Origin of the sequence: Prosthecobacter debontii, assembly GCF_900167535.1 — a bacterium.
Taxonomy (GTDB): Bacteria; Verrucomicrobiota; Verrucomicrobiia; order Verrucomicrobiales; family Verrucomicrobiaceae; genus Prosthecobacter; species Prosthecobacter debontii.
In genome coordinates this window covers 96007-118798 of sequence record NZ_FUYE01000008.1, presented here as the reverse complement: position 1 = coordinate 118798, position 22792 = coordinate 96007, and the positions used below count along the sequence as shown (strand labels likewise).

Sequence of the window (22792 nt, the reverse complement as noted above, 5' to 3'; positions counted from 1 at the left end):
GGGACTGGTCAAGTGATGCAGTCTCAGCGCAGGATGAGGCTGGCACGCCAAAAGCGGCCGCATGCCTCGGCCTCAGCGCAGGTAGATGAACTCATTGGCCATCATGAGCGACTGGCAGAGTAGCTCCCAAGCGCGGGTCTGGCGCTCCTCATAATCCTGAATGCTGGACGCGAGGATCCCATCCGCTGCGATGAGGAAGTCGTGCGCATTGGCGATGTCCTCTGCCTCGGCATCCCGTGTGTAGGCGAGGCGAATGGCCTGAGCGATGCGTTCCTGGGGATCACGATGGCTTTGCAGCACGCGTTTCGCGAGGCCACGCGAGGCTTGGTCCGCCAGCGGGCTATTCATGAGCAGCAGAGCCTGCGGTGAGACGACGGTGCTATTGCGCTGACCTGTGGAGACGGCGGGATCGGGATAGTCGAACTGCTGGAAGAGGTCGTAGAGATTGTTGCGGATGATGGGCAGATACAGAGCGCGGCGGGTACTGTCGTATTTGGTCGCGTCTTTGGAGGTGTGGTTAAAAACGAACTGCCGGTTACGCAGTGGCACCGTTTTACCGCCAATGTTGAGATCAAGCTGACCCGAGACACTGAGCAGGGCATCGCGGACTTCCTCGGCTTGGAGACGACGAATGGGGAAGTGATGCAGGAGGTGATTTTCGGGGTCCTTCTCCACGCTAGGCCCACTGGCTTGCTGATAGGTGGCGCTGGTGAGGATGAGGCGATGAAGGTCTTTCAGGCTCCAGCCGTTGGCAGGCAACCAGGTGGCGAGGTAATCGAGAAGTTCAGGATGGGTGGGGCTCTCGCCTAACAAACCAAAGTTGTCAGGGGTGCGCACGAGACCTTGATCGAAGTGCCATGTCCAGACGCGATTGACAATGACGCGCGCGGTGAGTGGATGTTCCGGGCGGGCAAGCCACTGTGCCAACTCCAAACGACCGCTTTTATCGGCGGGGAAATGAGGTTTTGGCGCTAAAGAAGCTTCCATAACTTTGGGGAAACCGCGTTCGACGGGTTTACCCAACGTGAGGTGACTGCCGCGAATGTGAATCGGCACGGTGGGGGTGATGGCGCTGTCCGTGACCCCGACAACGGTGGGGAGATCGGGCAGATTCTTTTCCACCTGATCCATTTCATCCATGAGCTGCTCCACGCGTTTTTTGCTCTCAGGACCTGGGTTTTTCTTCTCCTCACTGCGGGCTGTAGCGAGTTCTTGCTTCTTCGCTGCAAGGGCTAACTCTGCGGTCTTGACGGCGGCGAAGTCTTCGAGATCCCCGATGGGGGTTTCAAACCAGAAGGAGATAGCGCCATTCTTCTCATCCGCGAAGGAGCGAGTGCTCTTAAAGATCGCGGCGAGGGCGTAGTAGTCTTCGTGTGAAATGGGATCGAACTTATGATCGTGGCAACGGACACAGCCAAGGGTCATCGCTAGGAAGGCACGACCGGTGGTTTCGATCTGTTCATCCACCACATCCATGACCAGCTTTTCCTTATCGGCTTCGGCCAGAACTTTGGCTCCGAGATTGAGGAAGGCGGTGGCGGTGGCGTGTTCATGCCGTTCCTCCAGAGACTTGGCGGGCAAGAGATCACCTGCGATTTGTTCGATCAGGAAACGGTCAAAGGGCTTGTCGGTATTGAAACTCTTCACCACATAATCGCGATATCTCCAGGCGGTGCCGAGCGCGACGTTTTCATCCAGACCGTTGGAGTCAGCGTAGCGTGCGACATCCAGCCAATGGCGGCCCCACTTCTCACCGTAATGAGGCGAGCCCAATAAACGATCAATCAAGGTGCGGATGGCCTTTTGAGGATCTTTCCCATAACTCGACACAAAGGTGGTGGTTTCCTCGGGTGTCGGTGGCAGGCCGATGAGGTCAAAGCTCATCCGACGCAGAAGAGTGACCGGATCGGCGGGGCGGGAAAGCGAGAGGCCTTTCTGAGTCAGAGCGGTGGTGGTGAAAGCATCGATCGGATGGCTATGGGTAGCCTGAGGAGGAAGGGCGTTTGCAATGGGGCGGAAGGCCCAGTGCTCGCGGCCCTTTTCAATGTTCACCTTTTGGGGACCATGGGCGATGGTTTGCGTGCGTGGATCGGGTGCACCGCGTTGGACCCACTCTTCCAGGATTTTGATCTCTGCGGCAGGCATGGCGCTTTTGGGCGGCATCTGCATATCGCGGTTTTTGTAGCGGATGGCCTCGATGATGAGGCTCTTATCCGGTGCACCCGCTACTAGAGCAGGTCCATTGTCACCGCCTTGCAGAAGGCCAGACTTCGAATCGACCGTTAGATTGGCTTTGCTCTTACCACTCTCCACGGAGTGGCACTCATAGCAGCGCTCGATCAAAATAGGCCTAACCTTCTTCTCGAAAAAATCGAGATCAGAAGTGGAGATGTCACTGGCCGATAATGGTTCGGCCAGCAGCCCCAAAGAGATCGCTGGAAGAAGATAACGGAACGTAGACACGGCAGAAAGCATGGCGACGGCAAAAACTACGCCGTCTAACCTGTGCTTCTTGCGTGCCAGGAGTTTAGCGATCTTTCAGACGCACAAAGGTTTTGGCTTCACCAAACAGCTTATCCCAGTCGGGTTTTGCGGTTGAAAGGGCCTGTAAAGTCGTCGCTGCGCTGGCCGTGTGGTCGCCTTCGGATTTAAGTGGACGAATACTCAGTTTACCTTCGCCGGATTTTTCGACGAGGACTAAAGTATAAGTCGGAATATCTTGCTGAGGTAAGCCATCTTCAAAAGTGGCAGCTAAGCGAATTTGCCAAATATCTTTGCCTGCAAATTGGAGCGCTTTCACTTCAAAATAGCTGCCTCCCTTAGTGCCAACCGGATAATGCAGGGCGAAGGAATCGCTGCCCATGGGGGCTAAAACGGCAAACTCGCGGCCTCGTTCATCGCCCGTTTCGTCGTCGGTAAAATAAACCCCGGCGACGCTGGAATCCGGCTTAATAAAGCCTTCGGTGAAGACTGGTTCACGAAACAAACAGGACGAGAGCGCTGCGGTAAGGAAGGCAAAGGCAAATAATTTGAGGGCAGTTTTCATGGTCGGGAAGAGGGAACAGAGATTCGACTGTCTTCACACGCGGAAGATTCAAAGTTTTCTTGGGAAATCAGGTCCGCTTGGCTCAATGATGCCTTGGGATATCTGGTTATACTTAGCCGGGCTAGTCTTCGAGTCCCGAACTTGCAGACGGCAAGGTTATCGATTCAACTAATCGTGCAATTGGCAATTATGTAAGTTTGATTGACGTCAAGTTCACCTAGGAGACTCGCTTCGGCACGGCCCTTGCAGACTGATGAAAGAGAAGCGTGGCAACGACGCGCAACAACTCAACCTGAAGTCATCATGAAACGCATTTTCATCACAATGATAGCAATCAGTTCTCTGGCCTCCTGCGCCACAGGTCCTAACGCCCAGCGAGGGGCCGTGATCGGCGGGCTCGGTGGTGCTGCGGTGGGCGGGATCATCGGTAACCAAAGTGGCCGTGGCTTGGAAGGCGCTGCCATCGGCGCCGGTCTGGGGGCCTTGGCCGGGAATGCCATCGGCGATTCTCAAGACCGCCGCTACTACTACAACGACCGGTATTACAACCACCGCGGGTATCGCCACGGTCGCTACTACTACTACGATTGATTCAAAGGGCTAAAGCACCCGCGCTTGGTCGGTGACCGCACGGGCTGCTTCCACCTCATCGTTGATGACCACGGTGGCTCCGAAACGTTTGAGCCTCTCGACATCTGAAGCGAATCGAGCTCTCGCGAGCACTGGAATATCTTTCCGGTGCTCGCGGATCAGTGCCAGGGCTTCGAGCGTGAGTGTGGCATCTGGAAAGGTGAATGCCACCATTCGTGCCTGCATTAGACGGGTAAGCTCCCAGGTTTCTGCATGGGTAGCGTCAGCGAACAGGACGGCCTGCCCTTGGCGCTTGAGTCGATGCACGGTTTCTGCATTCAGCTCAACGATCAAGGTGGGCACGCCTTCGGCGATGAGGGATTTGTTCAGCTGCTGGCCCACCGGACCGAATCCGCAGATGATGGCGTGGTTTTCCATCAGGCGCATTTTTTTCCGAATCGGCGCTGACTCGGGGAGCACGGGTTTTCTGCGGCCCCATCCCAGTTTCTCTAACTTGGCTCCCAATGGGTCACCTGCTTTCATCATGGCAGGTAAAAGCCCCATGCTGAGAGCGGCGCTCGCTATGAAGGTCTGCTGGAGACCGATGTCCCAGACACCGGCATGCCCAGCCTTTTGCAGCAAAACCAGCGAGAACTCGCCCGCGCTGGAGAGGCCAATACCCGCCATCAACGCTTGGCGATGCACGAGACCCAATTTGCGGGCAATCAGCGTGATGACGCCAGCCTTGGTCACCATCAGGACGAGGGTGAGCGCAAGGATCGGTTTCCAGTAGATCGCAGCGACTTGGAGATCGACCATGAGGCCCACGGAGACGAAGAAGAGGGTCAGAAACAGATCCTTGATCGGCATGATGTCGGCCAAGATGCGATGCTTAAAAATCGACTCACTGACGGCGAGCCCCGCGACGAAGGCACCGAGAGCGAGTCCGAGTTGAAGAAGGCCACCAACAAAGGCTAAGCCTAAGCAGGAACCCACCACGCTCAATGTAAAGAGCTCGCGGTTACGCGTCCGTGTCACGACATTGAGAAGAGTCGGAATAATCCAACGTGCGGCGATGCCTGCGAGCAGGACGAACAGGCCCCCACGACCGAGGAGCGAACCGATGCGAATCCAAATGCTCTCCTCGCGGTGCCCAGGATCCAGCAGGAGCGGCAGCACGAGGAAGAAGACGATGATGAAGAGATCCTGAAAAATAGCCACAGCCAGGGCCATGCGTGCGCCTGGACTGGACTCTAACCCGAGGTCTTGAAAGCTCTTTAGACTGACGGCGGTGGAACTCATGGCCAAGGCTACGGCTAGGAGAATGGAGCCTGTCACCGAGATGCCAAACCACCAGGCTGTGAGTCCCCCGAGCACTCCACAAAGCCCCATCTGCCAGCCCCCTCCGACGAAGGCCAATCTTCGGACATAACGAAGATCACTCAGAGAGAACTCCATGCCGAGTGTGAACATCAGGAGCATGACGCCAAACTCAGACATCTGCGCAATACGAGCCTCGGACTCGCCGCCGCCGAGTAAATCGAGGATGCCACTGTTAGCGACGATGATACCGCAAATGAAGTAGCCCGCGAGGAGGGACTGTTGGAGTCTCAGCAGCAGAAGGGAGACGATCACCACGGTGGTGAGCATGACTGCGAGCAGCGTGAAAAGCGGCGGCAGTCCCTCAGCGGCAGCAAGCAGAGGCTTCAGGTGAAACGGCATGCGCTGTCTTGGACAGGACAGCCCCTTCACTCAAGCGGGATTTCTCAATCTCCCGCAATTTACGACGCTAGCGCGGATGACTCACCCTAATAAATCATGGTGTTCTCTGGGGCCGTGGTTTCCTCCACATGGGTGGCATTGATCACGGGCACGGTTTGATCGCCCTCTTTCTCGTAGCTCATGGTCCCGGAGATCTTCACCCAGGTCATCTCCTTGAAATCAGGGGCCTTTTTACCAAAGTCCACCGGCACCGAGTAAGGTCGGGCGTCAGCAGCACAGCACTGCACCAGCATGCGGAAGATACGCACCCGATGTCCGTCTGCATTGTTCACCTTCTCAGGCAGGATTTGAGCCGTGGTTTCGATCGGCTGCCCGGTGATGACCTTCTGCACTTCGATGTCACCACCGGTGTAGTAGATCTCTGGCACTTCGAGGACGAATTCACCTTTGCTGTTTTGCGGTACCTGCTGCTTCAGATCCTCTAAAGTGAAGCTGCCATAGCTTTGCGCTTCCTTCGGTTTGGCGGCATCTGCTTTGACTACTTCAGTAGCATCGTTGAACTTCTCCGGTGCCGGAAGGGGTGTGTCGGGCATCGGCACAGGTTGGGGTGTTGCGCGGTTGGGTTTGGCTTCGTTGCCGCGCAGAGTGAACTCGTCAGCCCGAGCGGTAGAGCCGTAGTTCTGATTGTAAACGCCCTTGTTCATCACCGCGTAGGCGCTGAAGCGATCAGGCGTTTTGAAGGCAGCCCAAGTGATCGGAGCGAAAAGGATCAGAATCGCCACCATGCGCCCTGTCCAGCCGCTCTCTTCGAGGATGCCATGGCCATGGGCTTCGTGGGAGGGTGAATGGTCGTGCCCACAGCAACCACCGGCATGCGAATGGTCTTCATGTGCGTGGGGGCGATGGTCGTGATCATGCCCGCAGCAACCTTCTTTGTGATCGTGTCCATGGTCATGACCGCAGGTGGGCTTGTGATCATGAGCATGCGCATGATGGTGCTCGTGATCATGGTCATGGTCGCAACAGCCGTTGTGAGCGTGGTTGTGCTCATGCTTGTGGTCGTGACCGCAGCACTCGTGTTTATGAGAGCCTCCAGATTTGCCATCTGGGCTGCCGTGATCATGATCATGGCCCTCGCAGCCAGCGTCTTCTGTTCCCATGGTGAGGAGATTGAAGAGCCCGATGACGGCAAGCCCGATGCCGGTGACTAAAACCATCGGGCGGAAAATGCCGTCCCCAGGCAGGTATTGATTCACCCGGCCGGAGTAATGAAAGTAAAGGAGGATGGCGCTCCAGACGAAAAGGATGGAGACGCTGATGAGATGAACGAGGGTGCGTGTTCCACTCATGGCTTGGAAGGGGTGTTTTGAAGAAGTTGAACCAGTGCCGTCCAAGGTTCAGCCAGAACGGCGATGAGGAGGGCCGTGCCAAGCAACATGGCGATGACCATGCGGCGTTTGAACACGGCAGCATACATGAACATCAGCTTGATGTCCATCATCGGGCCAAAGACCAGGAAGGCCAGTTTAGCGCCCATGGAGAACGCGGCCATCGGCGCAGCAATGAAGGCATCGGAGGTGCTGCACAGAGACAGAATGAACGCCAGCCCCATGATCGAGGGAATGGCCAGAAGCCCGTTTTTGGCGACGTTGTCGAGGATGCTCTGGTCCACCTGGGTATTGAATACCGAAGTGATGATGACCCCGATGGTGAAATACATCCCTGTGTCCAGGAAATCGCCCATCGCTGTGCGGAAGGCATGCACGAGCTTGCCATTGAAGCTGGATTTAGGCGCGTGACTATGCCCCGCCGAAGCGTCGTCTCCAGAGGGCTCAATGCTGTTGGCGATGCTGGGTTTGAGGAGTTGCGCGGGCTTGAAACGCAGAACGACCAACCCGACGATGACCGCGACTAGATAACCCAGGGAGAGACGAGCGATGGTCATGCTCGCATTTCCCAGGGTGCTGAAACCTGTGATTTTCTCAAACTCCTTGAAAGCCGTGAGTGTACTGACGGCCACGATAGGGTTCATGATCGGCGCGGCCAGCATGTAAGAGAGGGCGCAGGAAAGCGGCAGCCCCTTTTTCACCAGACGGCGGATGACAGGCACCACGGCACACTCACAGACCGGGAAGATCAGGCCCAAGAAACCAGCGATGAGGGTGGAGAGAACCTTGTTTCGCGGTAGGACACGATCCAAGAGCTTCGCAGGCAGGAAAGCATCAATGAGCCCGGAAAGCAGGGTCCCGATCATGATGTAGGGAGCTCCTTCGAAAAGGATGCTCAAAAAGGCCATCAAGACATCGCCAAAGCGGCTGGGTTCGGGCAGTGCTGCTAAAATCATGGTGCGGGGCTGGCTTTAAACGTGCGCCGCTGAGGGATTCAAGCGAGAAACCTTCACCATGAGCAATTTAGGCTCTTAAATCCGCAGCACAGCGTCACTCGAAACAAACGCTTGTCGTCACGGAAAGGCTTCACTCCGCTCTGCCCAATCCTGCATCGGGATCGGGTTCGAGGAAACCGAGCTCGACAAAGAACTCATCCATGGCCATCAGCGTGGCTTCATACATCTCGAAAGAGAGGTTGAAGTTGAAGAAGCCATGACCCTGTCCTTCAAATTCGATAAGACGGCAGAAGTTCTTTTTCTTGGAGGCCTTGCGGGCAAACTCATAGGTGCCGCCAAAAGGAACCACTCGGTCAGCCGTGCCATGCATGATCAGCATCGGGGGTAACCCTGGGCGAATGGCGCGAATCAGATTAGCGTCTTTAGCGACACCAGCATCTGGGAAGCGATCCAGGCCAAAGCCTTTCTTCGAAGTATCCAGCACGGGGTTGAAGAGAACCAAGGCGTTCGGGGCAGGACTGCTATCCAGGATATCTGCCGGGTCATCAAAGCCACTCAACAGGGCTGCTGAGGTAATGGCATGGGCCCCACCGCTACCGCCGACACCGACGATCTTGCCTGGGTTGATGCCTAACTCGACCGCATTGAGGCGAATCCAGCGGATGGCCGAACGTGCATCAGCAATGGCTTCCAACGGGCCACCCTTGTTACGGTTAGCGATTCGATAATCGAACGCCATGGTCATCATGCCACGGGAGGCAAAATAAACGCAGTGCGGAGCAAACTGAGCAATCTGGCCATTATCCCAGCCACTGCTAAAGAAAAAGGCCGCCACCGATTTGGGGTACGGAGGCGCTTTGTCAGCCTCGGGTTCCCAAATGTACACAGGAAGGCTGACATCTCCCACCGTCTTGTAAATTTCTTCACGAGCGGTTTTGAGAAGTTCTCGATTTCGGTCGAGCGGGAGAGTTCGTTGATGTCCTTCGCCGAGGGAGTCCATGTGTGCGTGTGCCAGAATTGTGACTCTCGCGAAAAAGCTTGGATCATCAACATCTTTTCCTCGCCCGACAGCCTCATTCACGCTGTAGTGAAGTGCTTTTCTGAACCGGGACCCCTTTCCCAGAACCATTTGTGAGTTCAATGTGCCGATTTTTATCTCTGATCCTGCTTTTTGCCATGTCGTCGCCGATCTCGGCACAGACTTCTGATCCAACGTTGCGGATCACCTTGGAGCGGGCCTATCAGCAATGGAGAGAAGCTGTGCTGGCGCAGGATTCTCGCGCCTGGGCGGCGTCCATTACGATTTATCGCCAGACGGTCACCCGGAACATGATCGTAAGTCAGCGTAAATCGTTTCCCAAAGCCGTCTTTGACGTGCCGATCGACCCGCCCGATCTTTCTGGATTGCGCTTGCTGGAAGCTCAGGCGGTGGGGGAAACTGCGCACCTCCTTTATTTTGGTAAAATGGAGAGCGGAGCCGATGCTGCCAAGGTTCCCGAAAGCACGTTGATGCTGAAATTCTTCAATGAGCGGGGCGTCTGGAAGTTTGACAGTACCAAACTGCTGAGCCTGCAGGATCAGCCTGAAATCGTGGCCCAGATCAAGTCGGGACGCCCGCTGGAATTCTTAGACTATCCGGAGTTTACCCCCCCCGGTAAGGCACCTGAAGTGCCTGCGCTTTGTGAGGTGCCGGAAAATGTGGCGGGCAGCACGCTGCAATCGTTCGGCTATGAAGCCAAGATGAGGATCAATGGCTTCGATTATTCTGTGATTCAAGACAGCGCCCAGAAGATGTTTGTCATCGGTGGGCTCAAAAATGGGGTGAATGAGGTGAGCGTCGTGGTGAAACGCACTGACATCCCAGCCGGAGAAAAGCGTCTGCTTCAGCTCGATTTCTTTGTTCTCACGGGTATTCCTAACAAACCGCCCATCCGAGTTTTTCACTATGAATCGGAAGCCAACGATTTGGACGGTTCGATCAAGATGCCCGTGGTCATCACGGCGGATGTCTTGAGTCAGGGGCGCTGAGATTATTTCGTCTCACGATGTTTTCCAAAGATGGCTAAGGTGCGATCCCGCTCCTCATGATGATCGACCATGGGGAGAGGATACCCTGGTGCGAGTGACCGTCCATCTTTGGGCGGAGCTGTGAATCGTTCTGGAGAGACACCGCGTAGTTCCGGCACCCATTGGCGGATGTAGGTCCCTTCGGGATCATACGTCTTGGTTTGGATCCAGGGATTTTGAATGCGGAAGTAAGGAGCCGCATCAGCTCCAGTGCCGGCACTCCACTGCCAGCCGCCGTTGTTACTGGCGTTCTCTCCATCGACTAAATGCTGCATAAAGAAGCTTTCGCCTAACCGCCAATGACAGTGCAGGTCTTTGGTCAGAAACATGGAAACGATCATGCGCACACGGTTGTGCATGAAGCCGGTGGCCAGCAGTTCGCGGATGCCGGCATCCACGATGGGGAACCCCGTCTGGCCTTGCTTCCACACTTGGAATTGCTCATCACTGCCTGGCCAAGGCATACCCCGAAATTCAGGCGCGAATTCTTCGTCAAACACTTCGGGGTAATGCCAGAGGATGGCCAAGTAGAACTCACGCCACGCGAGTTCCTTGAGGTAGGTGGCGACTGATTTTTGATCGTCAGACGGACTTTGAGCAGACGTTGCGGCTGAGCACCGGGTGTAGAGTTCACGGATGGAAATGAGGCCAAATCGGAGATCCTGGCCTAGACGCGAGGTGGTCACCCCCGCAGGGATATTCCGCTTCTGCGCATAAGCGTTGAGGGTGCGGCTTTCGATGAAATCCTTCATCCGCTGCCGTGCAGCGCGTTCTCCTGGGGCTGGTAAGCTAGCTTGGGTAGGCTCCAGCTTCCAGTGCCCCAAATCGGGCAGGGGATGAGAGGTCAGATCCTTCGCTGGGGCTTTGCCGAGCGTGGTGGGCTTTCCCTGCGGTGCTGTTTTTTCTAAACTGAGCCAATTTTTCGAGTAGGGCGTATAAACGCGGTAGGGACCACCACTGCCCGTCAGCACTTCATCAGGTTCATGGAGGACCCGATCTTTGTAAGTGAGGCAGGGGATGCCAAACCGATGGCAGACTTCCTCCACTTTCTTTTCCATGTCACGACCGTAGGGATCGTAATCGCGATTGAGGTAAACAGCCTCCGCCTTGGTTTCTTTGATCAGTTTCTCCAGTTCTTGATCAGCCTGTCCGCAACGCAGGATGAGGCGACTTCCGAGAGCGCCCAGATTTTTATCCAAAGACTCCAAGCACCCACACAAAAACTGCTGCCGGATGGAGCCTGTCCAGGCGTGACGCTTCTGCCAATCACTGAGAATGTAAACCGGGATGACTTGAGCGGCATCTTGGGCCGCCTGGTGCAAGGCGGTATTGTCTGTCAGCCGCAGGTCACGGCGAAACCAATGGATGACGGTGGAATAGGAAGGCATTGGCGCTTTTACGCCTCGCAGCAACCCTAGGACGAGACAAATTCGCTTCAGTGAATCAAGAGGCTGATTTGCCAAAGAACATCATGTGTTGCCAGGGCAGTTCATTGAATTCACGGACGAGCTTGAATCCATTGCCGGTCATCTCTTTGTTGATCTGCTCCTTCGACATCTTGTGTTCCGGTTTGATGGGGACCGTTTCATCCTCCGCACGATATTCGACGAGGACGATGACACCGTCCGGCTTCAGGGCCTTTCGCATGCCGGAGAGCATCTGCTCTGGATGGGAGAACTCGTGATACACATCTACGAGGAGAATCATGTCGCAGGTATTTTCAGGCAGCATCGGGTCATGGGGCGCTCCGAGAATGCGGATGATATTGCTGATACCTTGGGCCTCTGCCCGCTTCTTCAGCATGTCCAGCATCTCAGGCTGAACGTCCACGGCGTAAACTTTCCCTTTTTCTCCCACCGCTTGGGCCATGGGTAGCGTGTGGTAGCCGTTGCCACTGCCCATATCACAGACGGACATGCCGGGGGTGAGCTTGAGCTCTTCACGCATCTTCAGGGTCGCTTCTTCGCGATCACGCTTGTGGCGTATCAGCCACCCCGCACCTTGCCAATGCATCGTTTGGGCAATGACACGGCCCTTATATTCATGGAGAGCAGGTGGCGGTGGCTCACTCTGAGCAAGGACGTTTAGGCCGAAAGCGAAAAAGAGGGGAACGAAAAGGGAGCGCAGCATGTCAAAACACTAAACGCAGGCACCAAGCCCTCCCCTGCGCGGAGACGTGAGAAAGTCACCACCAACAAGAGAATTGCTCACGTATTCCAAAAATTATGGAAATATAAAATATTTGTTGTTGCAATAATTTTAATAATTTATAAAATATCAACGCATCCCGATCAAATTATGAAAAAGCTGATCCTCATCCAGAATGACTATCCATCCACTGGCAAGAGCACGCTGGCTCATTGCTGTTCCCGCTACCTCAATCAATATGGCGCGCCGCACCAGCTTCTTTCCCTCGTGGATGATGCCGGGGAAGACCGCACGGGGCGTGTTTTCGATGCGACGTCGCTGACGGTGGATAACCTGCTCGACCGCCTGGAGGAATGCCCCATCACGATCCTCGAAGTCGCCACGGGGATGGGAGAGTTTTTTGAAAAACTGTATCAGAATGAACAGCTGGATGTGGTCTTGAATGAGGCCAGCGTGAGCCTGTCGGTGGTGCTGCCCGTCACAAGTGATCATGACAGCTTCGATTCCGTTATGGAAGCGGCGGAAGTCTATTCCGATCACGCTGAATACACCATCGCCCACCTGATCACCAGCAGCTACGAAGACGATGACAAGGTCTGGGATACCAGTTACGCAGCCCGCGTCATGGACATGTTTGAAGCGGTGGAACTCTACATCCCCGAGATCGGCATGCACTTGGAGACGGAACTGCGCAGCCGCCATGCCAGCCTCAACGATGCGCTTCTCGATCCGATGGCGGATGAGCATTTTGGCAAAGACTTCACCAAGTGGATGGGCCGTGTCATGGGCCAGGTAGACAGTGCCCGCCAATATCTTTTCGGCGAGGCGTTTCGTCCGACGACTGCACCGAAGCCAGCTCCCGCTAAAAAGACTCGGGCCAAAGCCGAGCGTGTGCTGTAAGCGTTCCCTTTTCTTCAGGTTGGTTGCTTCATAGGATCAAGATCAGTCGGTGATTCATTCATCGACTGATCTTTTTTGATCGGCTTGAGCGTGCGGGCTTCTCGCGCAATGTCGCCGCATGCGAGATCGCCGTTTCATCGCCGTGCATCGAGGTGGCCCTTTGATCCGTGAGGATCATGCAGCGTTGGCCCGCTGGGCGGCGGATTGTGCGGAGGCGATATTGCCTTGGTTTGAAAGGGAAAGCGACGACCCTCGTCCGCTCCAGGCGGTAGAGATCGCTCGATGGTGGGCGGATGGCCGCGTGAAAACCGGTGTGGCCATGAAGGCCGCCCTCGCCGCTCATGCCGCGGCCCGTACCATCAAACACCCTGTTGCGGTGGCCGTCGCGCGTTCGGCGGGGCATGCCGTCGCCACTGCCCATGCGGCGGATCACAGTCTGGGAGCCTTGCTCTATGCGCTCAAAGCCCATCAGCACGCGGGACTGAGCGTGAATGATTTTTTCGAAATGCAGATGGCTCGATTGCCTAACCACCTCTACGGCATGGTGGCTGATGGCATGATCTGGCGCACGAAAGCGATGAAGATCGCTGTGTAGGAGCAGGTCTGAATGATCTCGGTGCGCCGGTGGACGGAACCCCGTTGAGGTTCCCTGCGAGGTGAAGTCGTTCACGGATCAAGATCCCAGGGTTCAAGGAACCCTGGGCTGAATGACACAAACCCGTTGGGTTTGAAGAATGGGGAGGCAAGGTAGGATTTTGATGGCTTGGCGGCTTCGTCGGCGCGAAAGTAATCGTCTGTTTGGGTCCAGCACCGGCGCTTGGTGACCAAGCGCCCTACCACAAGCGGCATCAGGGCAACTACTTCGCCCGCGTTGAGCAACGGCGCACACCCAAGGACCGGAGCGCGAGTAGGGCGGAGCCTACTCGCCTGATTTTCCAGGATGGTGAAGTCCGAGAAAGGTGGTGCGGTCTTGGATGCGGCAAGGGGCTTGGCCGAGCGGGCTCGAGAGCAAGACAAAGGGCGAGTCGCATTTGCTTCGTTCAGCACACTCGCGTTCTGATGGTAGCAGGTGTGCGATGGTCGGATTCGATGAAACGTATCGTGTTAGGCGTTGCGGTCATTGGAGTTAGCCGTTGACGTCAACGACCACACGTCCTCTCACCTCGCCGTTGAGAAGCTGCGTAGCGAGGGGCATCACTTCGCTCAGGCCGACTTCCTTACTGATCGCGGCCAGCTTCGAGAGATCGAGATCGGTCCCAAGTCGTCGCCAAGCTTCCATCCGCACCGTCCGAGGGCACATCACGCTGTCAATGCCTGCCAGGGTCACCCCGCGCAGGATGAAGGGCGCGACGGTGGCCGGGAAATCCATGCCGCCAGCCAGCCCACAGGCGGTGACGACACCGCCGTATTTCGTCGTCGCACAGACATTCGCGAGTGTGTGGCTGCCCACGACATCCACCGCACCTGCCCAGCGCTCCTTGCCAAGAGGTTTGCCGGGCGTGGTGAACATCGCCCGATCCAGCACCTCCACGGCACCCAAGCTTTTGAGGTAATCCGCTTCCGCCGGCCTGCCACTCACGGCGACGACTTGGAAGCCCAGCCGAGTCAAAACCGCCGTGGCGACGCTGCCCACGCCACCCGCAGCGCCAGTCACGAGAATCTCTCCATGGTCAGGCGTGATGCCGTGCCGCTCCAGTGCCAGCACGCAAAGCATCGCGGTGTAGCCCGCCGTGCCAATGGCCATCGCCTGCTGCGGTGTGAATTGGGGCGGCAGCGGCACCAGCCAGTTGCCATGGACTCGCGCCTTCTGCGCAAGGCCACCCCAGTGCGTTTCACCCACTCCCCAGCCATTCAGAATCACCGCATCGCCGGTTCTGTAATCGGCATGTGTCGAGTGTTCCACCGTCCCCGCCAGATCAATGCCGGGCACCATGGGAAACTTGCGCACGACCGGTCCCTTGCCTGTGATCGCCAGGGCATCCTTGTAGTTGAGCGTCGAATGGCTCACCCGCACCGTCACGTCGCCTTCGGGCAAAGCTGCTTCGTCGAGGTGGGTCAGTGAGGCCCGATAACCTGCTTCGTCTTTCTCAATCAAGATGCCTTTGAACATGGTTTTGTATTTCTCTGTTAAACCTAGATGAACCGCCAGCTAAGGGTGCCGAGCGTCTAGCTCAGCTGCGGCAAGAATAGAAGTTTGGATTCAAACAGGACGCCTATTGCTGTAGGATGGGGCGTCTTGTTCGTCAGGGGTATAAGTGATGGATGGTTTTTATTGCGGTGTGATTTGGCGCTCTGTAAGCTCACTCGGGCTTAGAATATGCCGGAAAGTAAGGCTGATTCGGGCATCGTTGGTTTCCGTCCTCTTGACCGCATGGGTCCAGTAATCCTGAGTCAATTGGGTCATGTAAAATAGAGATCCGTGTGGCAGTGGGAGATGAATTACGAGGCTCTGATCGGTCTTGCTTCGAAAAGTAAGGTTCCGCTCTGATCCAAGGGAAACAATCGCAACGCCTGTGCCCTCAGCCAAATTATGTGTGGCGTCGGAGTGAAAGCCCATCGTAGAGCGCCCAGTCTCGTAATAATTCAGGAGGCAGTTCGTGGGCCTGAAACCTAACTGCCTTTCGATTGCATCGCACAAGGGTATGAGGAGCGGATGCATTGTAACGACCTGATAGTCCACCCCTGAGTCATCATAGGTTTGGCCAAAACAAGCCGTCTTTCTAGCCTTCATTCGCTCGTCCCATTGAACTTGAGTTAGCAAAGAATCGAACAACGCAGTTGCCTCATCTGGCGTGAGAAAGCTGGGCTTCACGGTAGCTTCAGGAGTAGTTTCAATCGAACTCATGGTATCGTATGGTGCTTGTCACAGCCTACACCTTAGACCTTGAATGGCTTCGAGTTGTTGTATTCCTGGTCGTGGCTCTCATTGCAAAGGCACTTGAGAGGGGTGCATGAGGTAGGCGATGAGGTCGCGGATCTGATCGGGCTGAAAGGCCATCAAAAGCCCCTCGGGCATCATGGAGACCGGGGAGGTGTCTTGTTTGGCGATCTCGCTTTTCTCGACGGTGGTCTCCTCCGTCATCAGTCGCAGGGTGAGGGTGCGGTCGGTCTGTTTGCTGATCACACCACTGAGCACGCGACCATCCTTCAGCGTCAAGATGCTCATGCGATAGTCCGCGCTGACCACGCCGCTGGGATCCACAATGTTTTCAAGCAGGTAGTCGATGTTGGAACGACCCGAGCCGGTGAGATCGGGGCCGACTTTGCCGCCTTCACCGTAAAGCGTGTGGCAGGCGGAACAGATTTGATACATGGCCCGTCCGTTGCGGAGATCGGCTTTGGCCAGCACGTCAGGCGTGAGTTTGGCTTTGAGGTCTTCGATCATCTTGGCCTTGTCGCCGGCGGATTCACGCAGTTCTCCCCAGACCTCGGTCAGACGTTGGGTCAGGGCATCGTCATTGAGGCTGCGGATCTGGCGGGCGTGGAAGGCCGAGAGATCTGCCCGGGCGATTTTTCCGGTCGCCATTTGATCCAGCAGCACCTTGGCAAAGGCAGGGCGGGAAACCAAAACGGCGATGACTTCGGGCCGATCCTGGCTGTTGAACTTGCGGTAGCTATCCACCAGCTTTTTGCCAATGGCCGGATCGTTGAATTGAGCCAGGCCTTTGGCTGCCATGACATTGAGACCCCGAACCTCAAGGAGCTTTTCACAAACCTCACGCAGATCATCCGGGCGTGCATCAATGAGGGTCTTGAGGGCGGAGGTGCGGTTTTCCACGGAGGCTTGGGCATCGAGAGCCAGCTTTTTCACCTCATCGAGAGCGCGTCCATCGCCGAAGAGACTGCTGAGTTCACGGACGGTCTGAGCGGTTTCGGGATCCGCCTTGATGGAGGTCGAAAAGGCTGCCCAGGCGGTGGGTTGGGGTGCCTTACGCCAGCCTTGAAAGGCTTCCGAAAGGCCCTGAAGAAGGGCTTGTTGGACGCGTGCGGGGGCTTGGCTCAGCAGGGCATTGATCGGCTCGGGCTGGGTTTCAATACGGCTGGCGAGATTCCGAGTGATCCAGCGGGTGGTGCTCGGCCACTGGCAGTCCTTCGCAATGGCGACGACCGCGTCAGGCTGAGATTGAGCCAAGGGAATGAGGCCATACCAAACCATGGACGGCAGGTTTTTATCCTCCGCATACTCGGCATGCTTCACCAGAGCTTTCGCGAGGTCGGCACGTTTATTGAGAGGCAGGCGTTGCAGGGTGGAAGCCAGGGTGAGTTGGACGAGGCTGGAGGTGTCCGTTTTGGCCAGTTTAACCAATTGTGTGTATGTGGATTCATCGAAGACTTCACGCTTCGGGCGTTGGCTGGTGAGGCTATCGAGCGGCCAGAAGTCGGTAAGCAACCGGATGGCCCAGGCACGCACATGTTCATCGCTGTCGGTCAACAGGCCTTGAAGCATGGCCGGGGTGGCTTTGCCTTCCTGATACTGTTTCCACAACGCGGGCAGGGGACCGGAGGCGAGCATGCAGCGCGGGTAGAGGGCGGGTTTCGGCTGGCCTGGGGTGCCGTAGCTGATTTTGAAAATGCGGCCGCTGGTGCGGTGCACGCCAGTGGATTCATGGCACTCGCCGGTATCGCTCCAGTCCAGGATGTAACCGCTGCCATCGGGACCGGTGCTGATCTCGATGCCACGGAACCAAGGATCATCGCTGAGGAAGACATCGGGCTCATGACGCCCCACATAACCGGAGCCGAGACGCTCCAGCCGCTCCACATTGGCTCGGCGTCCATGCATGTTCAGCGTGAAGAGTTTGTTGCGATAGGCTTCAGGCCACTGATCCGCCTGATAGATCATCATGCCGATGTGGGCGTGACCGCCGCCGAGGCTGTTGGCTTTACCATCTCGGCTATCCTGCCAACTGCCACTGGTATCGAAGTGATAGTGATCCGCGATCATATCAATCCGCTCATACACACCTGGGTTCTGCGATGGGCTGGTGTCATGCAAATGCGCTCCGGGGATGAGGTGCCAGAGGTGGCCGGTGACGGTGTTGATGAAAAACAGCTCACCATTTTTGTCCCAATCATGGCCCCAGGGATTGGTGGTGCCGTGGGTCAGGACCTCGGCGATTTTTGTCTCAGGATGGAAGCGCCAGATGCCGCCTTTCATGGGCACGCGCTCTTCGTCGGGTGTGCCGGGCACGCCGATATTGGCCGGGCAGGAATGCCCACAGCGACCATACAGCCAACCGTCAGGTCCCCAGCGCAGGCCGTTGGCAAAGTTGTGGTAGTTATCCTTGGCGACGGTGAAGCCATCCAGCACGACTTGAGGCGGGCCATCGGGGATGGCGTCGCCATTGGCATCGGGCACGAACAACACCTGAGGCGGGCACATGAGCCAGACTCCTCCACGGCCCACTTCCACACTGGTGAGCATCTGGATGTTATCGAGGAACACCGTGCGGCTCTCCGCATGACCATCGTGGTCCTTATCTTCCAGAACGATGACCCGGTCATTCATGGAGAGATCGAAGCGCTTGGACCGCTCGGCATACGTGTAGTTTTCAGCCACCCACATGCGGCCTTGGGCATCCCAGGCCATCGCTACGGGGTTTTGCACACCGGGCTCGGACGCGTAGAGTGTGGCCTTGAATCCCTCGGGCAGGTGTAGCTTGCTCAAAGCTTCCTTGGCACTTATCGGCTCGGGATTACCCGGCTCACTGTTGTGCAGTTCAGGGAAAGCAGCCGGAAGGCTGCATGGGAGCAGGAGCGAGAGAAGCCAAGGGGTGAGACGTGATGGCATGGGCGGGTTGGGGGCAGAAGGTATTCTACGCAGTATCATGGACAATGCTGATGTGTTTTTTCATCAAATCGGTGTGCCTTTCAGGCTTGCCAGAGGGCAAGGTCTCCGCTGGGATAGGAATACCCCAACCATGAAAATCACATTCTGCGGAGCGGCAGGCACGACGACGGGATCCAAGCATCTGATTGAAATTAATGGCGTACGTATCCTTTTGGATTGTGGCCTTTACCAAGGCCGTCGCAAAGAAGCGATGGAGCGGAATCGGGACTTCCCGTTTGATCCGGCTCAGATTGATTGCGTGGTGCTTTCCCATGCGCACATCGATCACGCGGGGAATCTGCCGCATCTTTGTAAGCGGGGCTTCAGCGGTAACATCTATGCCACACCGCCTACACGTGATCTCTGCAGCATCATGCTGCCGGATGCGGCCCACATCCATGAGAGTGACATTCAGTGGCTGAATAAGCACCGTAAGCGCGAAGACTTACCCCTGCTGCTGCCGAGCTATACGAAGCTGGATGCGGAAAACTGCATGAAGCAGTTTGTGACCCTGAGTTACAATAGGCCCATGATCATCGCTGATGGGGTGAGTCTGACCTTCATTGATGCGGGCCATATTTTAGGCAGTGCCCAGGTCATTCTCGATCTGGAAGAACGCGCCACGGGCAAACGCAGCCGCCTGCTTTTCAGTGGGGATGTGGGGCGGCCTGAAAACGATCTGCTGGAAGCCGCGGCTCCCTCGGCGGATGTGGACTATGTGATCATGGAGAGCACGTACGGTGGGCGTAAGCATGAGCTGCCTGCCCAGACCTCGGAGCACATCTGCCACCTGATTCGTCTGATCCAGCAGCGGCGTGCCCACATGATCATCCCCGCCTTCGCGGTGGAGCGCACTCAGCAGCTGCTTTACACGCTGGATAAGCTCCGCGCGGAGAACTGCTTCTCGCCAGTGCCCACCTATGTGGATAGTCCTCTGGCCGTGCGCGCCACGGAGATCTTCCGTCTGCATCTGGAGGACCTGAAGGCCACCGTGCGGGAGTCGGTCTTCATGCGGAATGATCCGTTTGGATTCGAGGGACTGCATCTGGTGCGCAGTGTGGATGAGTCGAAGTCACTCAATAAAATCAAAGGCCCGGCGATCATCATCTCGGCCTCCGGCATGGCGGAAAGCGGACGTATTCTGCATCACCTGCGAAACAACGTCAGCAACGAAGATAACATCATTCTCTTCGTCGGCTATTGCGCGGAGAACACCCTGGGCTGGAAGCTGCGCAATGGGAACCCGAAGGTGAATATCCTGGGGGATGAATTTGCCGTGAATGCCCAGATCGAAACGCTGGATTCCTTCTCCGGTCATGCGGATCACGATGAACTCCTGGCTTACTTTGATCGGATCAAGGGGAGCAAGCAGCGGGTTTTCCTCGTCCATGGCGAGCCCGAGCGGTCGAGCGTGCTGTGTGAGGCCCTGAAAGAACGGCATCCGCAGGGGAAAGTCGAGGTAGCTTCCATGATGCAAAGCGTGGAGCTCTAGCGGCTCGGTGCGGGGCATTTCCCTAGTTGCACTTTGCCCCTGCTGCGCCTAGTTGCGCGCCCCTTGTATGAGCAGCGAGCAGCGCAAAGCATTTCCTTTTTCTGAATTTGAGCCCCAATGGCAGGCCACCTGGGAGGCGAAAAAAGCCTTCCGAACGCCGAACCCTGGGGACGCGGATTTTGATGCCTCCAAGCCGAAGTACTTCGTGCTCGATATGTTCCCCTATCCGAGCGGGGCAGGGCTGCATGTCGGCCACCCAGAGGGCTACACGGCTACGGACATCATTGGCCGTTACAAGAAGATGAATGGCTTCAACGTCCTGCACCCGATGGGGTGGGACGCCTTCGGTCTGCCTGCGGAGCAGTATGCCATCAAGACCGGCCAACATCCACGCACGACCACGGAGCAAAACATCGAGGGCTTCCGCGGACAGTTGAAGCGCCTGGGCTTTGCCTATGACTGGGATCGTGAAGTGAACACCACCGACCCAGACTACTTTAAATGGACGCAGTGGATCTTCCTGAAGCTGTATAACAGCTATGTGAATGAAGCGGGCAAAGCGGCACCGATCAGCGAGCTGGAAGCACAAGGGCTGAGCCGTGCCGAGATCGATGCGCGCCGTCTGGCCTACGTCAGCGAGGCTCCGGTGAACTGGTGTCCGCAACTGGGCACCGTGCTGGCCAATGAAGAAGTCGTCGATGGCAAAAGTGAAGTGGGTGGTTTCCCCGTGGAGCGTCGCCCCATGCGCCAGTGGATGCTGCGCATCACCGCCTTTGCCCAGCGCCTGATCGATGAGCTGGATGGCCTGGATTGGCCCGAAAGCATCAAGCTGCTGCAGCGCAACTGGATCGGCCGCAGTGAAGGTGCCGAGGTGAAGTTCACGGTGGCTGATCGCAGCGAGACGATCACCGTTTTCACCACTCGCCCGGACACGCTGTTCGGGGCGACTTACATGGTCATCGCACCTGAGCATCCGCTGGTGGAGAGCATCACCACGGCCGAACAAAAAGCAGCGGTAGAAGCTTACCAGAAGAGCGTGGCCTCCAAGTCCGATCTGGAGCGCACCGAGCTGGCCAAGGAGAAGACCGGTGTCTTTACGGGTGGCTTTGCCATCAACCCCGTCAATGGCGAGAAGATCCCCGTGTGGATCGCCGACTACGTGATGATGGGCTACGGCACCGGAGCCATCATGGCAGTGCCTGCCCATGATGAACGTGACTGGGAGTTTGCCACCAAGTTCCATTTGCCGATCCGTGAGGTCGTTGCCGCAGCACCGAAGCTGGAAGGCGAAGGCGGGGCGGTGTGTGAAATGGAGCCTGCGGCCTGTTTCGCCAGCGAAGGTTATGCCGTCAACTCCGGCTTCCTGAATGGCTTGTCCACGGCCGAAGCCAAAAAGAAGATGGCCATCTGGCTGGAAGAGAAAGGTCTGGGTAAAGGCACCGTGAATTACAAGCTGCGTGACTGGTTGTTCAGCCGTCAGCGCTACTGGGGTGAGCCTTTCCCGATTGTCTGGGAAAACGGCCAGCACGCCTCCATTCCTGAGAGCGAGCTGCCCCTGCTGCCACCGACTCTGGAAGACTTCAAACCGACGGGTACGCCCGAGCCTCCGTTGTCCAAGGCTACCGATTGGGTGAAGTATTCGGACACCGCGACTCGTGAGCTGAATACGATGCCGCAGTGGGCGGGGTCCTGCTGGTATTACCTGCGCTATTGCGACGCCAAGAATAACGAACGATTCATCAGCGAAGAAGCGGAGAAGTACTGGATGGGCGGTGGTAAGCCCGGCGGTGTGGATCTGTATGTGGGCGGCACTGAACACGCCGTGCTGCACCTGCTGTATGCTCGTTTCTGGCACAAGGTACTGTTTGATCTGGGCTTTGTGAGCACCCCTGAGCCCTTCCAGCGTCTGGTGAACCAGGGCCTGATCATGGGTGAGGACGGTCAGAAGATGTCCAAGAGCCGTGGTAACGTGGTGAACCCGGACGATGTCGTGCGCGAATACGGGGCCGACTCCCTGCGTCTGTATGAGATGTTCATGGGCCCGCTGGAGCAGGTGAAGCCCTGGAGCATGAAAGGCGTGGAAGGGGTTTATCGCTTCCTGGCCCGCGTCTGGCGCTTGGTCATGGAGCAGAATGCAGAAGGCGAGTGGAGTATCTCTGCGGGTCTCCAGGATGCGCCTGCGGATAAGCAGGTCATCAAGGTGCTGCATGAAACCATCAAGAAGTGTGGCGAAGACATCGAGAAGCTGAGCTTTAACACCGCCATTTCTCAAATGATGATCTGCACGAATTCCTTCACCGCAGCGGCGGTGAAACCCGTGAAAGAGATCATCACCTTCCTGAAGGTGTTGGGTCCGTTTGCACCGCATCTGGCTGAAGAGCTGAATGCACGCATCGCCACGAAGTTCCGCGAGATCGCCGTGAGTGGGCTGCTGAGTGATCAGACTTGGCCTGTCTTTGACCCAGCGGCCTTGATCGAAGACGAGGTAGAAATCGTCTTCCAGGTCAATGGTAAGCTGCGTGACAAAGCTCGCGTGCCGATCCAAGCCACGAAAGAGGAGATCGAAAAGATCGCCCTCGCCAGCGCTCGTGTGCAGGAGTTCATGGAAGGCAAACCTGTAAAGAAGGTCATTGTCGTTCCAGGCAAGCTGGTGAACGTGGTGGTTTGATCTTC

General features: G+C 56.7%; 17 protein-coding genes. 6 read left to right on the top strand and 11 right to left on the bottom strand.

Annotated elements, in window-relative coordinates:
- Positions 1 to 72 precede the first annotated feature (72 nt).
- Positions 73 to 2463: a PSD1 and planctomycete cytochrome C domain-containing protein gene (locus B5D61_RS13350; protein WP_176159414.1), complete on the bottom strand. Its 2391-nt coding sequence runs from the start codon at positions 2461 to 2463 to the stop codon at positions 73 to 75.
- A 64-nt stretch (positions 2464 to 2527) separates the two neighbouring features.
- Complete coding sequence (locus B5D61_RS13345; RefSeq protein WP_078813870.1) at positions 2528 to 3046, bottom strand: hypothetical protein; 519 nt, start codon at positions 3044 to 3046, stop codon at positions 2528 to 2530.
- 303 nt (positions 3047 to 3349) lie between these two features.
- On the opposite strand from B5D61_RS13345, the gene B5D61_RS13340 reads away from it, so the two are divergent.
- Complete coding sequence (locus B5D61_RS13340) at positions 3350 to 3637, top strand: glycine zipper domain-containing protein (RefSeq protein ID WP_078813869.1); 288 nt, start codon at positions 3350 to 3352, stop codon at positions 3635 to 3637.
- Positions 3638 to 3646: 9 nt separating this feature from the next.
- Here the strand turns inward: B5D61_RS13340 and B5D61_RS13335 are convergent, their stop codons facing one another.
- From B5D61_RS13335 to B5D61_RS13310, 4 genes are all read right to left on the bottom strand, one after another.
- Entirely contained in the window at positions 3647 to 5338 is a 1692-nt protein-coding gene (locus B5D61_RS13335; RefSeq protein ID WP_078813868.1) for a cation:proton antiporter domain-containing protein, read from the bottom strand.
- 86 nt (positions 5339 to 5424) lie between these two features.
- Positions 5425 to 6687, bottom strand: coding sequence for a TIGR03943 family putative permease subunit (locus B5D61_RS26650; protein ID WP_139373248.1), 1263 nt, complete (start codon positions 6685 to 6687; stop codon positions 5425 to 5427).
- Positions 6684 to 7682 (bottom strand): permease, encoded by a 999-nt coding sequence (locus tag B5D61_RS13315; RefSeq protein ID WP_078813864.1) that lies wholly within the window; start codon positions 7680 to 7682, stop codon positions 6684 to 6686. The genes B5D61_RS26650 and B5D61_RS13315 overlap by 4 nt, the downstream gene beginning before the upstream one ends.
- A gap of 130 nt (positions 7683 to 7812) precedes the next feature.
- Positions 7813 to 8682, bottom strand: coding sequence for an alpha/beta hydrolase (locus B5D61_RS13310; protein ID WP_176159413.1), 870 nt, complete (start codon positions 8680 to 8682; stop codon positions 7813 to 7815).
- A 176-nt stretch (positions 8683 to 8858) separates the two neighbouring features.
- Here B5D61_RS13310 and B5D61_RS13305 point away from each other — a divergent pair, with 176 nt between their 5' ends.
- Positions 8859 to 9710: a hypothetical protein gene (locus tag B5D61_RS13305; protein ID WP_139373247.1), complete on the top strand. Its 852-nt coding sequence runs from the start codon at positions 8859 to 8861 to the stop codon at positions 9708 to 9710.
- A 2-nt stretch (positions 9711 to 9712) separates the two neighbouring features.
- On the opposite strand, the gene B5D61_RS13300 is transcribed toward B5D61_RS13305, so the two are convergent.
- Both B5D61_RS13300 and B5D61_RS13295 read right to left on the bottom strand, forming a co-directional pair.
- Positions 9713 to 11137, bottom strand: coding sequence for a cryptochrome/photolyase family protein (locus B5D61_RS13300; protein ID WP_078813861.1), 1425 nt, complete (start codon positions 11135 to 11137; stop codon positions 9713 to 9715).
- A gap of 55 nt (positions 11138 to 11192) precedes the next feature.
- Positions 11193 to 11879: a class I SAM-dependent methyltransferase gene (locus B5D61_RS13295; protein ID WP_078813860.1), complete on the bottom strand. Its 687-nt coding sequence runs from the start codon at positions 11877 to 11879 to the stop codon at positions 11193 to 11195.
- A gap of 168 nt (positions 11880 to 12047) precedes the next feature.
- On the opposite strand from B5D61_RS13295, the gene B5D61_RS13290 reads away from it, so the two are divergent.
- Both B5D61_RS13290 and B5D61_RS13285 read left to right on the top strand, forming a co-directional pair.
- The gene (locus tag B5D61_RS13290; RefSeq protein ID WP_078813859.1) at positions 12048 to 12797 is read left to right on the top strand and encodes an amidinotransferase domain-containing protein; all 750 of its coding nucleotides are present in this window, start codon (positions 12048 to 12050) and stop codon (positions 12795 to 12797) included.
- 118 nt (positions 12798 to 12915) lie between these two features.
- Positions 12916 to 13392 carry a putative immunity protein gene (locus tag B5D61_RS13285; RefSeq protein ID WP_078813858.1) on the top strand — a complete coding sequence of 159 codons (477 nt, stop codon included), beginning with the start codon at positions 12916 to 12918 and terminating at the stop codon, positions 13390 to 13392.
- A gap of 531 nt (positions 13393 to 13923) precedes the next feature.
- Here B5D61_RS13285 and acuI read toward each other — a convergent pair.
- The 3 genes from acuI to B5D61_RS13270 all read right to left on the bottom strand — a co-directional run bounded on the left by acuI (position 13924) and on the right by B5D61_RS13270 (position 18588).
- Positions 13924 to 14907, bottom strand: coding sequence for an acrylyl-CoA reductase (NADPH) (gene acuI / locus B5D61_RS13280; RefSeq protein ID WP_078813857.1), 984 nt, complete (start codon positions 14905 to 14907; stop codon positions 13924 to 13926).
- A 159-nt stretch (positions 14908 to 15066) separates the two neighbouring features.
- A complete protein-coding gene (locus tag B5D61_RS13275) occupies positions 15067 to 15642 on the bottom strand; it encodes an alpha-ketoglutarate-dependent dioxygenase AlkB family protein (RefSeq protein ID WP_078813856.1) in 576 nt (191 codons plus the stop codon).
- A gap of 78 nt (positions 15643 to 15720) precedes the next feature.
- On the bottom strand, positions 15721 to 18588 hold the full coding sequence (locus tag B5D61_RS13270; RefSeq protein WP_217698974.1) for a PVC-type heme-binding CxxCH protein: 2868 nt from the start codon (positions 18586 to 18588) through the stop codon (positions 15721 to 15723).
- Between the two features lie 130 nt (positions 18589 to 18718).
- Between B5D61_RS13270 and B5D61_RS13265 the strand changes: the two genes are divergently transcribed.
- Positions 18719 to 20119 (top strand): MBL fold metallo-hydrolase RNA specificity domain-containing protein, encoded by a 1401-nt coding sequence (locus B5D61_RS13265; protein ID WP_078814029.1) that lies wholly within the window; start codon positions 18719 to 18721, stop codon positions 20117 to 20119.
- Positions 20120 to 20186: 67 nt separating this feature from the next.
- Positions 20187 to 22787 (top strand): leucine--tRNA ligase, encoded by a 2601-nt coding sequence (leuS, locus tag B5D61_RS13260; RefSeq protein ID WP_078813854.1) that lies wholly within the window; start codon positions 20187 to 20189, stop codon positions 22785 to 22787.
- The last annotated feature ends 5 nt before the right edge of the window (positions 22788 to 22792 follow it).